The organism is Streptomyces sp. NPDC058221 (genome assembly GCF_042882365.1).
Lineage (GTDB): Bacteria > Actinomycetota > Actinomycetes > Streptomycetales > Streptomycetaceae > Streptomyces.
Window position 1 is genome coordinate 23,415 of the sequence record NZ_JBHVWF010000082.1, and the last position, 13,739, is coordinate 37,153.

The 13,739-nt window shown below is 72.6% G+C and carries 12 protein-coding genes and 1 pseudogene; 7 read left to right on the forward strand and 6 right to left on the reverse strand.

Features of this window, described 5'->3' with window-relative positions; genetic code table 11:
* Positions 1-8 precede the first annotated feature (8 nt).
* The 3 genes from ACFVW8_RS24240 to ACFVW8_RS24250 are packed head-to-tail and all read right to left on the reverse strand — an operon-like array spanning position 9 to position 4,161.
* Positions 9-1,607, reverse strand: a complete 1,599-nt coding sequence (locus tag ACFVW8_RS24240) for an acyl-CoA carboxylase subunit beta (RefSeq protein ID WP_389693336.1) — start codon at positions 1,605-1,607, stop codon at positions 9-11.
* Positions 1,604-3,331, reverse strand: a complete 1,728-nt coding sequence (locus tag ACFVW8_RS24245; RefSeq protein ID WP_389693338.1) for an acyclic terpene utilization AtuA family protein — start codon at positions 3,329-3,331, stop codon at positions 1,604-1,606. The genes ACFVW8_RS24240 and ACFVW8_RS24245 overlap by 4 nt, the downstream gene beginning before the upstream one ends.
* Complete coding sequence (locus ACFVW8_RS24250; protein WP_389693340.1) at positions 3,328-4,161, reverse strand: TIGR03084 family metal-binding protein; 834 nt, start codon at positions 4,159-4,161, stop codon at positions 3,328-3,330. Before ACFVW8_RS24250 ends, ACFVW8_RS24245 begins: the two co-directional genes overlap by 4 nt.
* Positions 4,162-4,344: 183 nt before the next feature.
* Here ACFVW8_RS24250 and ACFVW8_RS24255 point away from each other — a divergent pair, with 183 nt between their 5' ends.
* From ACFVW8_RS24255 to ACFVW8_RS24265, 3 genes are all read left to right on the forward strand, one after another.
* Entirely contained in the window at positions 4,345-4,890 is a 546-nt protein-coding gene (locus tag ACFVW8_RS24255) for a hypothetical protein (protein WP_389693342.1), read from the forward strand.
* Positions 4,891-5,033: 143 nt separating this feature from the next.
* On the forward strand, positions 5,034-6,140 hold the full coding sequence (locus ACFVW8_RS24260; RefSeq protein WP_389693362.1) for a sensor histidine kinase: 1,107 nt from the start codon (positions 5,034-5,036) through the stop codon (positions 6,138-6,140).
* Positions 6,137-6,802, forward strand: coding sequence for a response regulator (locus ACFVW8_RS24265; RefSeq protein ID WP_389693344.1), 666 nt, complete (start codon positions 6,137-6,139; stop codon positions 6,800-6,802). Before ACFVW8_RS24260 ends, ACFVW8_RS24265 begins: the two co-directional genes overlap by 4 nt.
* A 37-nt stretch (positions 6,803-6,839) precedes the next feature.
* Here ACFVW8_RS24265 and ACFVW8_RS24270 read toward each other — a convergent pair whose 3' ends face one another.
* Positions 6,840-7,793, reverse strand: coding sequence for a helix-turn-helix domain-containing protein (locus ACFVW8_RS24270; RefSeq protein WP_389693346.1), 954 nt, complete (start codon positions 7,791-7,793; stop codon positions 6,840-6,842).
* A gap of 100 nt (positions 7,794-7,893) precedes the next feature.
* Between ACFVW8_RS24270 and ACFVW8_RS24275 the strand changes: the two genes are divergently transcribed.
* A complete protein-coding gene (locus ACFVW8_RS24275) occupies positions 7,894-8,958 on the forward strand; it encodes a saccharopine dehydrogenase family protein (protein ID WP_389693348.1) in 1,065 nt (354 codons plus the stop codon).
* A 60-nt stretch (positions 8,959-9,018) separates the two neighbouring features.
* Here the strand turns inward: ACFVW8_RS24275 and ACFVW8_RS24280 are convergent, their stop codons facing one another.
* Complete coding sequence (locus ACFVW8_RS24280; RefSeq protein ID WP_389693350.1) at positions 9,019-9,981, reverse strand: alpha/beta fold hydrolase; 963 nt, start codon at positions 9,979-9,981, stop codon at positions 9,019-9,021.
* 322 nt (positions 9,982-10,303) lie between these two features.
* Here ACFVW8_RS24280 and ACFVW8_RS24285 point away from each other — a divergent pair, with 322 nt between their 5' ends.
* Positions 10,304-11,209 (forward strand): alpha/beta fold hydrolase, encoded by a 906-nt coding sequence (locus ACFVW8_RS24285; protein WP_389693352.1) that lies wholly within the window; start codon positions 10,304-10,306, stop codon positions 11,207-11,209.
* A gap of 56 nt (positions 11,210-11,265) precedes the next feature.
* Positions 11,266-11,580 carry a hypothetical protein gene (locus tag ACFVW8_RS24290; protein WP_389693354.1) on the forward strand — a complete coding sequence of 105 codons (315 nt, stop codon included), beginning with the start codon at positions 11,266-11,268 and terminating at the stop codon, positions 11,578-11,580.
* Positions 11,581-11,603: 23 nt separating this feature from the next.
* Here ACFVW8_RS24290 and ACFVW8_RS24295 read toward each other — a convergent pair whose 3' ends face one another.
* Positions 11,604-12,572: a DMT family transporter gene (locus ACFVW8_RS24295; protein ID WP_389693356.1), complete on the reverse strand. Its 969-nt coding sequence runs from the start codon at positions 12,570-12,572 to the stop codon at positions 11,604-11,606.
* Positions 12,573-12,745: 173 nt separating this feature from the next.
* Here ACFVW8_RS24295 and ACFVW8_RS24300 point away from each other — a divergent pair.
* Positions 12,746-13,671 (forward strand): annotated as a pseudogene (locus ACFVW8_RS24300) (LysR family transcriptional regulator).
* Positions 13,672-13,739: the final 68 nt, after the last annotated feature.

Below are 13,739 nucleotides of genomic sequence, written 5' to 3' on the forward strand. Positions count from 1 at the left end.
GCGTACCCTCACATCCGGAAGACGCCGAAGCCGCCGCGGGCGCCCTCGACCGGTGCGGTGTGGATGGCGGACAGGCACATCCCGAGGACGGTCCTGGTGTCGCGCGGGTCGATGACCCCGTCGTCGTACAGCCGCCCGGACAGGAACATCGGCAGGGACTCGGCCTCGATCTGCTGCTCGACCATGGCGCGCAGTCCGGCGTCCGCCTCGTCGTCGTACGGACGCCCCTTGGCGGCGGCCGACGCACGGGCGACGATCGACAGCACCCCGGCCAGCTGCTGCGGCCCCATGACGGCGGACTTGCTGCCGGGCCAGGCGAACAGGAAGCGCGGGTCGTAGGCGCGGCCGCACATGCCGTAGTGCCCGGCGCCGTAGGAGGCGCCCATCAGCACGGACAGGTGCGGGACCTTGGAGTTGGACACCGCGTTGATCATCATCGCGCCGTGCTTGATGATGCCGCCCTGCTCGTACTCCTTGCCGACCATGTAGCCGGTGGTGTTGTGCAGGAACAACAGCGGGATGTCGCGCTGGTTGGCCAGCTGGATGAACTGCGCGGCCTTCTGCGACTCCTCGCTGAACAGCACGCCCTGCGCGTTGGCGAGGATGCCGACGGGGTAGCCGTGCAGCCGGGCCCAGCCGGTGACCAGGCTCGTCCCGTAGAGCGGTTTGAACGCGTCGAAGTCCGAGCCGTCGACGAGCCGGGCGATCACCTCGCGCGGGTCGAAGGGCACCTTCAGATCGCCGGGGACGATGCCGATCAGTTCGTCCTCGTCGTACTTGGGCGGTTCGGCGGGGCCCGGATCGGGGTGCGCCTTGCGCCAGTTGAGGCGGGCGACGATGCGGCGGGCCTGGCGCAGGGCGTCCTGCTCGTCGACGGCGAAGTGGTCGGCGAGACCGGAGGTGCGGGCGTGCATCTCGGCGCCGCCGAGCGATTCGTCGTCGCTCTCCTCCCCGGTCGCCATCTTCACCAGGGGCGGACCGCCGAGGAAGACCTTGGACCGCTCCTTGATCATCACGGTGTGGTCGGACATCCCGGGGACGTACGCCCCGCCGGCGGTGGAGTTACCGAAGACGACGGCCACGGTCGGGATGCCGGCGGCCGAGAGCCGGGTGAGATCGCGGAAGAGCGCCCCGCCGGGGATGAAGATCTCCTTCTGCGAGGGCAGATCGGCGCCTCCCGACTCCACCAGGCTGATGGTGGGCAGCCGGTTGGCGAAGGCGATCTCGTTGGCCCGCAGGGCCTTCTTCAGCGTCCAGGGGTTGGAGGCGCCGCCGCGTACGGTCGGGTCGTTGGCGGTGATCAGGCACTCCACCCCCGCCACCACCCCGATCCCGGTGACGAGCGAGGCGCCGACCGCATAGTCGCTCCCCCAGGCGGCCAGCGGCGACAGCTCCAGGAACGGGCTGTCCTCGTCGACCAGCAGCTCGATGCGCTCCCGGGCGAGCAGCTTGCCGCGCGAGCGGTGCCGCTCGACGTACTTCTCACCGCCGCCGCCCAGCGCCCCGGTGTGCGCGGCGTCCAGTTCGGCGAGCTTGTCGAGCATGGCGGCGCGGTGGGCGGTGTAGTCGGGGCTCGCGGTGTCGAGCCCGGTGGGCAGGACGGTCATGCGTGCACCTCCGGTGAGCTGTCCAACAGGGCCACGGGTATCTCCAGCCGGCGCGAGCGCAGCCACTCCCCCACGGCCTTGGCCTGCGGGTCGAAGCGGTGCTGGGCGGCGACGCCTTCGCCGAGGAGCCCGTGGACGGTGAAGTTCAGGGCGCGCAGGTTCGGCAGGACATGGCGTACGACGGTGAGCGGGGCGGTCTCCGGGAGGAGTTCGCGGAACCGCTCGACGGTCAGCTCGTGGGCCAGCCACCGCCACGCCTCCTCGCTGCGGACCCATACGCCGACGTTCGCGTCGCCGCCCTTGTCGCCGCTGCGGGCGCCCGCGACGAGCCCGAGCGGGGCAGGGCGGGTGGGGCCGGCGGGCAACGGCTCCGGAAGCGGGGGCGGTTCGACCTCTTCGAGAGCCTGCGTCCGGGCAGGCGGTTCCTGCGCCTCGCGCCGCCCGTCGGGCAGCACGGCGACGTGCGTCACGTCCTGGGCCGGTACGTACCGGGCCTCGAACACCCCGTAGGGCGCGCCCTTTCCGGGCGGGGCGGTGACATGGAAGCCCGGGTAGCTGCCGAGCGCCAGCTCGATCGCCGCGCCGGACAGGGCGCGCCCGACGGCGTCCGGCTCCCGGTCACGGACGACGAGCCGCAGCAGGGCGCTCGCCGTCTCCTCGGTGCCGGCGTCGGCCCGGTCGGTGCGGGCGAGCTCCCACCGCACCTCGTCCGGCTGCCGTCCGGCACGTGCGAACGCATCCGCGAACTGGTCCTGCACCAGCTGCGCCTTGGCCTCGGTGTCGAGCCCGGTGAGGACGAAGACGACCTCGTTGCGCCAGCCACCGAGCCGGGTGAGCCCGGCCTTGAGGGTCGGCGGCGGGGCCTCGCCCTTCACTCCGGAGATCCGGACCCGGTCGGGGCCGTCGGGCGACAGCCGGGCGGTGTCGAGCCGGGCGGTGACGTCGGGGCCCGCGTACCGGGCGCCGCCGGTCTCGTACAGCAGCTGGGCGGTGACGGTGCCGAGGTCGACGACGCCGCCGGTGCCGTCGTGCTTGGTGATGACCGAGGTCCCGTCGGCGTGGATCTCGGCGACGGGGAAGCCGGGACGGCGGATGTCGTGGCCCCGGAAGAAGGAGTAGTTGCCGCCGGTGGCCTGGGTGCCGCACTCCAGCACATGCCCGGCGGCGACGGCTCCGGCGAGCGCGTCGTGGTCGTCCGGTCCCCAGCCGAAGCGGGCGGCGGCGGGGCCGGTGACGAGCGCGGCGTCGGTGACCCTGCCGGTGACGACGACATCGGCGCCGGCCCGCAGGCAGGCGGCGATGCCGGCGCCGCCGAGATAGGCGTTGGCGGTGAGGTATCCCTCGGGCACCGGGAGGCTGTCGCCCTCGACATGGGCGACGCACACGGGCACCCCCACCTTGTCGGCCAACTCCCTGACCGCGTCGGCCAGTCCGGCCGGGTTGAGGCCGCCCGCGTTGGTGACGATCCGCACCCCTCGCTCCCGGGCGAGCCCGAGCCCCTCCTCCAGCTGGCGCAGGAAGGTGGTGGCGTAGCCGCGCCCGGGGTCCTTCAGCCGGCCGCGGCCGAGGATGAGCATGGTGAGCTCGGCCAGGTAGTCCCCGGTGAGTACGTCGAGGGGCCCGCCGGTGAGCATCTCGCCCACGGCGTCGAAGCGGTCGCCGTAGAAGCCGGAGGCGTTGCCGATCCGCAGCGGCGGGGGCTGCGCGTCCGCCCCCGGGGTCATGCGCCGCTCCCCCGCCGCGGGGCGCGTCCCGGTCCGGCGGAACCGTCCTTCGGGGCACGCCCCGGTCCGGCGGGCCCGGCGAAGGCCTGCGCGATGTCCAGCCACACCTCGGCCTCGGCGCCCTCGGCCCGCACGGCGAGGTCGTCGCGGTGGGCGCGCTGGGTGACGAGCAGGCAGAAGTCGTGCAGCGGGCCGGTGATCCGCTGGGCGGCGTCCGCGGGTCCGTAGGCGGTCAACTCACCGTCGGGCCCCTCCAGTTCCACCCGGAACTCCTCCGTGGGTGCCGTCATCCCCCGGACGAGGAAGGCGTAGTCGCGTGCCCGCGTCCCAATCCTTGCCACGTGCCGCAGCCGGGCGGTGGGAGTGCGGGTGACGCCGAGCGCGTCGGCCACGTCCTGTCCGTGCGCCCAGGTCTCCATCAGGCGGCCGGTCGCCATGGAGGCGACGCTCATCGGCGGCCCGTACCAGGGGAAGCGGGTCCCGGCGGGGGCCGAGCGCAGGGCCTCCTGGAGCCGCTGCCGCCCGTCGCGCCAGTGGGTCAGCAGGGCAGGCGGTGCGTACGCCGCCACGACCTCGGCGGCGGCCTCGTCGACGAAACCCTCCGGGTCCCGCATCGCCTTCGCGACCTCGTCACCGAACTGCTCCGGTTCGGTGACGGAGAGCAGCGCGACCTCGTCGGTCCAGCTCAGATGGGCCACCTGATGGGCGACGGTCCACCCGGCGGCAGGCGTCGCCGCCGCCCATTGCCGGGCGCTCAACCCGGCTACCAGCAGGTCGAGTTCCTCGCTCTCGCTGCGCAGATCGTCGAGCACGGCTGAGGCATCGGACACGGTGCGCTCCCCTCGGGGCGTGGCGGTGTGTCCCGGAGCCTGCCAGCGGGACGGAAAACAATCAAGCGTGCTTGCATTGTTTCTTCGGATCAGGTCGTCGCCCGGTTCCGGCCGCCGATCTCCACCTCTCGTTCCACCCATGGGTCCAGGTGCGAGAGACCGCGCGACAGCAGTCTTGAGGGCATGACAACCACCGACTGGATCACCGACATCGCCCTCGTCCTGGTCGTCTTCCGGCAGCTGCGGGAAGGCCGGCTGGACCTCAAGACCTTCCTGATCCCGCTGGGGATCGTGGCCTTCGTGGCGCACTCGTACCTCCACAGCGTGCCCACCGCGGGCAACGACCTGGTGCTGATCGGCGCGCTGATGGCCGTCGGCGCGGCCCTCGGCATCGCCGGCGGCATCTACACCCGGGTCCGGGCCGTGGGCGGACACCTGCTGATCAAGGCCGGTGCGATCTCCGCGATCCTGTGGGTGCTCGGCATGGGCGCCCGCATGGGCTTCCAGATCTGGGTCTCGCACGGCGGGGGCGCGGACGACGTGGCGCGGTTCAGCATCGCCCACCACATCACCACGGATCAGGCCTGGGTCGCCGCCTTCGTCCTGATGGCGCTCACCGAGGTCATCACGCGGCTCGCGACGATCTTCATCCGGAGCCGGATGGTCGACCGGCACGGTGCCGGTGTCACGGCGACGCAGCCCGCCCCCGCTTTTGACCGTACGGCCTGACCGTGGGCTATGGTCACGCCGTGCCCGAAGCACCGAGCGCCCCCGAAGAGCAGAACGGGCCCACAACGCAGAACGCCCCCGGACCGGGCGCCTCCCCGCAGGGGAGGTCCGGTCTCCGGGCCGTCACCGGTCAGGACCCCCGTGTGCAGTGGGTCCTGACCCTGTTCGTCATCGCCGCCGCCTTCGCGACGGTCCGCCCGCTCGGCCTGAGCGGCCGGGGTCTCGCGGTCGCCGTGCTCCTCGTGGTCAACTCCCTCGCGCTGGCGGCCCGGCATCTGCCCGAGGCCAAGGTCCCGCCCCGTGCGTCCCTGATCTGGCTGACCCTCGCCATCGTCGCCGCGGCCGCCCTGATCAGTGTCAGCCGCAGCGGTTCGAGCTATCTCTTCGCGTACTTCCTGGTGGGCCATGCCGGATTCCGGCTGCCGGTCAGGCAGGCCGTCACCCTCGCGGCGCTGAGCAGTCTGCTGTGCGGTGGCGTCCTGTACTTCCACTTCGGCCCCGGACACCACGAGCTGGCCTGGGCCCTCGGACTGACCACAGGCGCCCCGGTCGTGATGGGTATCGTCAACCGCAGCCGTCAGCGTGCCGTGTGGGCGGTGATCGACGCCGCCGAGTCGTCCGAGCGGGCCGCCCGCGCCGAGGCCCAGGCCGCCGTCCTCACCGAGCGCGGACGGATCGCCCGCGACGTGCACGACGTCCTCGCCCACTCACTGGCCGGCATCAACATGCAGCTGGAACTGGCGGACGCCCTGATCGAAGCCGGCGACCTGGAGAAGGTCCGCGAGGCCAACCAGAAGGCGCACAGCCTGGTCAAGCAGAGCCTGGAACAGGCCCAGTGGACCGTGCACACGCTCCGCGAGGACGCCCTGCCCCTGGTCGGGAGCCTGACCGCGCTGATCGAATCCTCCGGCCACCGCGATGCCCTCACCGTCACCGGGACCGTCCGCGACGTGTCGTCCCGGGTCACCCAGAACCTGCTGCGGATCGCCCAGGAGTCGCTGACCAACACCGCGCGGCACGCACCCGGCAGCGAGGTCCGTGTGGAGCTGACGTTCGACGCCGCGTCGACGACACTGAAGGTCCGCAACAGTCCGGCGACCCGTGCGGTGCGCGCGGCCGTCGGCAGCGGAATGGGACTGATCGGCATGCGGGAGAGGGTCGCCCTGCTGGGCGGGACGATCACCGCGGGCCCGGTCACCGAAGGACCGGACGAGGGCGGCTGGCAGGTGGAGGCAGTGATTCCGGAATGACCGAACCGACACGGAGCACCCAGCGGCTGCGGGTGGTCGTCGCCGACGACCAGGCCGCCGTGCGCGAGCCATTGGCCGCGGTCCTCGGCCTGGCCGATGACATCGACGTCGTCGCGGCCGCCGCCGACGGTACCGAGGTGCTCGCCGCGGTCGCCGCGGGACCGGTGGACGTGGTCCTCATGGACCTGCGGATGCCCGTCATGGACGGCACCGAGACGACCCGGCGGCTCACCGACGAGCACCCGGACGTGGCCGTCGTCGTCCTGACCACCTTCGCCGACGACGACTCGATCCTGGCCGCCCTGAGCGCCGGGGCCCGCGGCTACCTCACCAAGAACGCGGGGCGCCAGGACATCACCCGCGCGATCCGCGCCGCCGCGGCGGGACAGTCCGTACTCGACCGCGAGGTCCAGGACCGCCTCCTGGCCACGGTCCGCACCAAACCCCCGGCGCCCGGGCAGACGCTGCCCGCCGACATCACGCCCCGCGAGCGCGAGGTCCTCACCCTCATCGGCCAGGGCCTGCCGAACCGGGCCATCGCGGAGAAGCTCTTCATCAGCGAGGCCACGGTGAAGACGCACATCAACAACCTCTTCGCCAAGGCGGACATCAAGGACCGCGCCGACGCGGTGCGGCGCGCGATCGGAGCGGGCCTGGCCTGACGGCCCCGACCGTCCCTGACCGGCCCTGTACGGCTCGTCAGCGGGCGTCGGGCCGCGCACCGCGGAAGGTGCGGCGGTAGGCGTCAGGGGGCACGCCGACGGTGCGGTTGAAGTGACGGCGCAGCGTCGTGGCGGTGCCCATGCCGGTTGCCGTCGCGATGGCGGCGATGCTGTCGGCCGTGGTCTCCAGCAGTTCCTGGGCGCGTCGGATCCGCTGGGTGAGCAGCCATTGCAGCGGGGTGGTGCCGGTCGCCGACCTGAAGTGGCGGCCCAGGTTGCGCGAGCTCATGTTCGCCTGGCGGGCCAGGTCCTCCACGGTCAGTGCGCGGTCGAGCCGTGCGGTCACCCAGGGGAGCAGCTCGGTGAGGGGATGGTCGTCCTGGGCAGGGACCGGGGCGGGGACGAACTGGGCCTGCCCGCCGGCCCGTTGCGGGGGCACGACCAGGCGGCGGGCCACGGTGTTGGCGACCGCCGAGCCGTGGTCGAGGCGGACCAGATGCAGGCACAGATCCATCGCGGCGGCCTTGCCTGCGGAGGTGAGCACGCTGCCGTTGTCCACGTAGAGCACGTCGGGATCGACCTCCACCCGGGGGTAGCGGGCGGCCAGGGCCCGGGTGTGCGCCCAGTGGGTGGTCGCACGCCGGCCGTCCAGCAGACCGGCGGCGGCCAGGACGAACGCGCCCGTGCACAGGGAGACCACCCGCGCGCCCGCCTCGTGGGCGGCGCGCACCGCGTCCACCAGGTCGGCGGGTGGATCCTCGTCCACCCGGGCCCAGCCGGGGACGATCACCGTTTCGGCGTACGGGAGCCGGTCGAGTCCGTGGTCGGGCTCCAGGCGGAACCTGCCGACCCGCACGGCGCCCGGCCCGTGGACGGCGAGGCTGTACCAGGGCTCGGCCGCGCCGGTCAGGCCGCCGCCGAAGACCTCGTACGCCACGGCCAGTTCGAAGTGCAGCATCCCGTCGGTGACGGCCAGCGCGACAGTACCCATGTCCGGAACTGTACGCACCATGGCGTTCCGGACACTCACATGGAACCTGCCGCCGCCGCCAGGATGAAGCACAGTTGACCGATCGAGCACGGGAGAACCGATGGGCACGGGTCAGACTGTTGCGGTGTTCGGCGCCTACGGGCACACCGGGCGCTTCGTGGTGGCGGAGTTGCTGGACCGGGGATTCGTCCCGGTGCTGTCCGGGCGGGACGCGGACAAGCTGCGGGCGCTCGCCGCGGTCCGTCCGGGGCTCGGCGTCCGGCCGGCCGCGGTCGACGACCCGGCCGCACTGGACCGGGCCCTGGCCGGTGCGGCTGCCGTGGTCAACTGCGCCGGCCCCTTCGCCACGACGGCCGCCCCGGTGATCGAGGCGGCACTGCGCGCCGGGATCCCGTACGTGGACGTGGCCGCCGAGATCGAGGCCAATCTCGACACGTTCGCACACTTCGCGGACCGCGCCGCCGCCGCGGGGATCGTGGTGATCCCCGCGATGGCCTTCTTCGGCGGCCTCGGCGACCTGCTGGTCACCGCGGCGATGGGCGACTGGGTCTCGGCCGACGAGGCCCATGTCGCGTACGGGCTGAGCAGCTGGCACCCCACCGCCGGGACCCGGGTCGCGGGCGCCGTCTCCGGGCAGCGCAGGGAGGGCCGGCGCGTCGTGTACCGCAACGGGCGGCTGGAGTACCGCGATGACGCGCCGCCGGCGCTGAAGTGGCCCTTCCCCGACCCGATGGGGGCCCGGTCCGTGATCGGGGAGTTCACCATGGCCGACGTCGTCACCGTCCCCAGCCATCTGTCCGTCCCCGAGGTCCGCACCTATATGACGGTCGAGGCGGCCACGGACCTGGCCGCTCCGGACACACCGGCCCCGACCGCGGTCGACGGGCTCGGGCGCTCCGCGCAGACCTTCCTCGTCGACGTCGTCGTGCGCTCGGGCGGTGCGCAACGGCGCGCGGTGGTGAGCGGTCAGGACATCTACGCCGTCAGCGCGCCGCTCGTGGTGGAAGCGGTTCAGCGGATCCTCACGGGCCGGACCAGAACGGCCGGTGTCGCCTCCGCAGGTGCGGTCTTCGACGCGCCCGACTTCCTCCGCGCCCTGTCCGCGCACCTCTCGTACCGCCGGCCGGCCCCCGGAGCCGGCCCGGCAAGCGGCCGGCGGGGCTGAACGGCGCACTCGGGGCCTGCCCGGCGATCATGGCCGGACAGACCCCGGTGGAGCCGCTGTTCAGCTCGCCGGTGTGGCGGCCATGCCCTCGATCTCCTTCAGCACGAGGTCGGGGCGGTCCTTCGGGACGTCGTGGGAACTGCCCTCGGCGGTGACGAGCGTCCGGTCGGGCCCGCTCTTCGCGAACGTGGCGGCGGCGTCGCGCCAGCGCTGGGCATCCACGGGGGACGCTTCGAGCGGGGTCTTCTCCGAGACGATGACCGTGGCCGGCACCGTGGCCGGCCAGGCGACCTTGTGGAAGGCCCGGTGCGTCGGGACGTAGTTCTCCGCGGTGGAGAGGAGCTGGCGGTTCCGCGGGTCGTCGGGGTCCTTCTTCGCGGCGTCGACCTGCGGCCCGCTCGCCGCCACGAGACGGGCGATCTCCTCGTCCGTGAAGAGCGGGGGCAGATTGGCGTCGACCAGGACGGCGCCGGAGAGCATCTTCGGGTTCTCCTTGGCGAAGTAGTTCGCGATCTCCCCCGCCTGGGAGTGGGACACCAGGGTCACGTTCTCGGTGGCACCCAGCTGCTCCAGCCCCGCCTTGAGGTCGCTGACGGCGCTCTCCACCTTCCACGCGCCGGGCACCACATCGCTCCTGCCGAGACCGGGCCGGTCGTACGTGATGACGGTGGCGCCGGTGTCCGCGTGGAGCTCGGGGACGAGGTCGTTCCAGTAGGAGGAGTCCTCGCCGCCGCCCGAGTCCAGGACGATCGTGCGGCCCTTGCCCTGCGTGACGTGGAAGGCCACGCGGTGACCGTCGTTGGTGATCATGCGCAGCTTCGATACGCCCGGCCGGCCGGCTGCCGGCGAGGCGGACGCCTTGGCCGGATGCGAGGCCGCGGGCTTCGCCGGGTGCGAAGCGGACTGCTCGGGGGCGGGGTCGTTCTCGCCACAGGCCGTGACGGCCCCGACAGTCAGGGTCAGCAGGGCGAGAGCCGACAGAGCGCGGTACGTGGACCGGTGCTTCAGGGAAATGCGCGACATGACTGATCCTTCGGGGACTTGAGGTGCGGGGCTGCCTGTAGGCCCAATCCTTCGGAATCGCGACCGGCCGAAGAATCCGTCTGGCACGCCTGTCGGCGGTGGCACTGAAGCCAGTGGGCGGGCGGGGGTTGTCCCCCGAGGACGCTCACCTCAGGCGCCTTCCGGCGGGGCTGTCCCCCGTGCGAGCTACACGAAGGTGCGCACCGTGAGGTGACGATTCCGGGCCGCCGTCTCCGTAGCGTTCAGGTCAGCGGAGGAACACGGCCGCAGAGCACGAAGAACGAACAACTCCCCTTATTCCTTTCTCTGTTCGGAGTCCGTCATGGCGCGCATCATCAGGAAGACCGTCATCACCACGCTGACCCTCGCCGTGGTCGGTGCGGGAGTGCTGGCCTGCACGGACGGCCCCCTCAGGGAGCCGCTCCTGTCGCTGAGGGACTCCGCGAAGAAGCACACCGGCGAGGAGGCGTTCTCCGGGACGAAGAAGATCGACGTCGACGGCCACTCGGTGAACGTCACCTGCTCCGGCAGCCGGGCGGACGGCAAGCCGGTCGTCATGGTGATGGCGGGGCTGGGTGACGGCCTGGACAAGACGGCCGCCTTCCGCAAGACCCTGAGCGAGAAGGACCGGGTCTGCTCCTACGACCGGCTCGGCGAGGGCGAGAGCGACAAGCCGGCCGGTGTCCAGTCCATCGCCGCCGGCGGGAAGATCCTCACCGGCGTGCTCGACGAGGTCGCCGACGACGCTCCGGTCGTCCTGGCCGGGCACTCACTGGGCGGGCTGCTCGCCGCCCGGTACGCCCCCGAGCACCAGGACCGGGTCAAGGGCCTGGTGCTGATGGACGCCACCTCGCCGACGAACAGCGGCGACATCGAGAAGGTCATCCCCAAGTCGGCCACCGGCAAGACCGCCGAGCTCCGCGCGGGGACCGTCGCGGCAGGCGAGGGACAGAACCAGGAGAAGCTCGCCTTCCCCGACGGCGAGGTCCGCTCGGCCGGGGACATCCCGGTGGAGGTCATCCAGCACGGCACCAAGTACCTCGGCCAGTTCCCCGTGTACGGCGACGGCCTGGAGAAGGTGTGGTCCGCGGGACAGCACAAGTGGACCGCCGTCTCCAACCGCAGCAAGCTCAGCACCGCCGCCAAGAGCGCCCACTACATCTACCTCGACCGGGCCGACCTGGCCGTCAAGGCCGTCCGCAGCGTCAGCGCCCAGGTCGCGCAGTAGCCCGCAGCCCGTGGTCCGCAGCCCCTGATGGCATCCGGAAGAGATGGAAGCGCCCCATGACCGTCAAGAAATCGCCCATCCTCGTCCTGCACGATCTGGACACGGTCCGAGCGGAACTCGTCATCGCCCGCGAGACCGCTGACGCCCGGCAGCGGGCCGGGCTCGGCGCGGCGCTGGCGATCGTGGAGCAGCACTGGGCGACGACCGATGAGCAGCGCACCCGGGAGTGGGCGCGCCGGGTGCTGCGCACCGCCGGTGTCGACCCGGCGAGTGACCACGTACGAGCGGTGCGGACGCTGCGCCGAGCCGTTCCCGGGCTCGGCCTCGTCACGGCGAACAGCCTGGTCACGTCGGTCCGGTCGCAGCGATGACCAGCGGTGCCGACGCCTGCGGGTCAGCCGCCGGCCTTGCGCAGGCTGCCGACCTGGCTGCGCACCGCACCCATGCTCGCCCCGATGACCAGGGCGATGGCCAGGGCGTCCGTGGTGGAGAGCGCCTGGTCGAGGATGAGGAAACCGGCCATGGCCGCAATCGCCGGTTCCAGGCTCATCAGGATCGCGAAGGTCGGCGCGGGCAGCCTGCGCAGCGCCATGAGTTCGAGGGTGTACGGCAGGACCGAGCTCAGCAGGGCGACGGCCGCGCCAAGGCCGAGCGTGCTGGGGACCAGCAGCTTCGAGCCGGACTCCATGATGCCGAGCGGCAGCGAGAGCACGGCCGCCACCACCATCGCCAGGGCAAGACCGTCGGCCTGCGGGAAGCGGCGGCCGGTGCGGGCGCTGAAGATGATGTACGTCGCCCACATGGCCCCCGCGCCGAGCGCGTAGGCGGCACCCACCGGATCGAGCCGGTCGAAGCCCCCGCCGCTCAGCAGGATCACCCCGCCCAGTGCGAGGGCCGCCCAGACGACGTTGACCAGGCGGCGCGAGGCGAACACCGAGAGGGCGAGCGGGCCGAGCACCTCCAGCGTGACGGCCGCGCCGAGCGGGATGCGGTCGGCGGCCTGGTAGAAGAGCGTGTTCATGCCGCCCATCGCGACACCGAACGTGAGCACGGTGCCCCAGTCGGCGCGCGAGTGGCCGCGCAGCCCGGGGCGGCAGACGACGAGCAGGACGAGCGCGGCAGCGGCCAGTCGCAGCGTGACGACTCCGAGAGCCCCGGCCTTCGGCATCAGCAGCACGGCGACCGCCGCGCCGAACTGGACGGAGAGGCCGCCCGCCACGACCAGCGCGATCGGGGCCAGTGCCGCTCTGCGGCCTGAGGCGCGGGCCGGTCCGTCCGGTGCGCCCGGTTCACCGAGTGCGGTGGCCGCCTCGGGTACGGCGACGGCTGCGGCCTGTTCTGCGGCGGTGCCCTGGTCGTTCACCTGTGGCCTGACTTCCTGGGTTCTCGAAACTATGACGGCACGGACAACAGTTCAACACAGTGCACTACCCAATTGAAGATACTGCACTCATGCGATGCAGCCCATCCCCTTACCGTAGGGACCTCCGCGCGGCACGTGAAATGCCGACTGGGCTCCCGTTATGCTTCCCGCGCATGAGCACTGGACAGGGCGCACACCGGGGCGCCGGAGCAGACGAAGAGACGGGCCGGGGCGCCGGACGCGGGGTCGAGATCCGGCATCTGCGCGCGTTCCTCGCCGTCGCCGACGAGTCCAGCGTCACCCGGGCCGCCTCCCGGCTGCGGCTGACCCAGCCCGCCGTCTCGCGGACCCTGGCCGCGCTGGAGCAGCATCTGGGCATCCGGCTGGTCGACCGCTCCACCCACCACCTGGTCCTCACCCCCGAGGGCGCCGCCTTCCGCGACCGGGCGGCCGCCGCGGTCGCCGCCTTCGACGCGGCGCTCGACCCCGGCGGGCTGCGGGGCCGGCCGCTGCGGCTGGGACACGCCTGGTCCGCGTTCGGCCGGTACACCACACCGTTGCTCCGCGGCTGGCAGGAGCGTCACCCGCAGACCCCGCTCGAACTGCTGCGGATCGACGACCGCACGGCCGGGCTGACCCGCGGCGAGGTCGATGCCGCGCTGCTGCGCGGGCCCGTCGGGGCGCCCGGCCTCCTCACCGAGGTGCTGTTCGACGAAGAACGCGTCGCGGCCGTGGCCGCGGACGGCCCGCTCGCCGCTCGCACCGTGCTCCGGCTCGCCGATCTGGCGACCGGCACCGTGGTCCTGAACACCGTCTCCGGCACCACCACCCCGGACCTGTGGCCGCCCTCCGGCCGGCCGCGACGCTCACCGTCGCCAACACCGACGACTGGCTGACCGCCATCGCGGCGGGCCGGGGCGCCGGGGTCTCGGCCGCCTCGACGGCCGAGATGCACCCGCACGCCGGTGTCGCCTACCGGCCGCTCAGTGACGCGCCGACCGTCCCGGTGCTGCTTGCCCGCCGCGACGGCCCCGGGCATCCGGCGCTGGCCGATCTCGCGGTGCTGGCCCGCGAGATCGTGGCGCGGGGCAGCCCGTAACCGGGGCTCCGCCCCGGACCCCGCGCCTCAAACGCCGGCGAGGCTGGATGGGCGGCGGAATCAAGCCC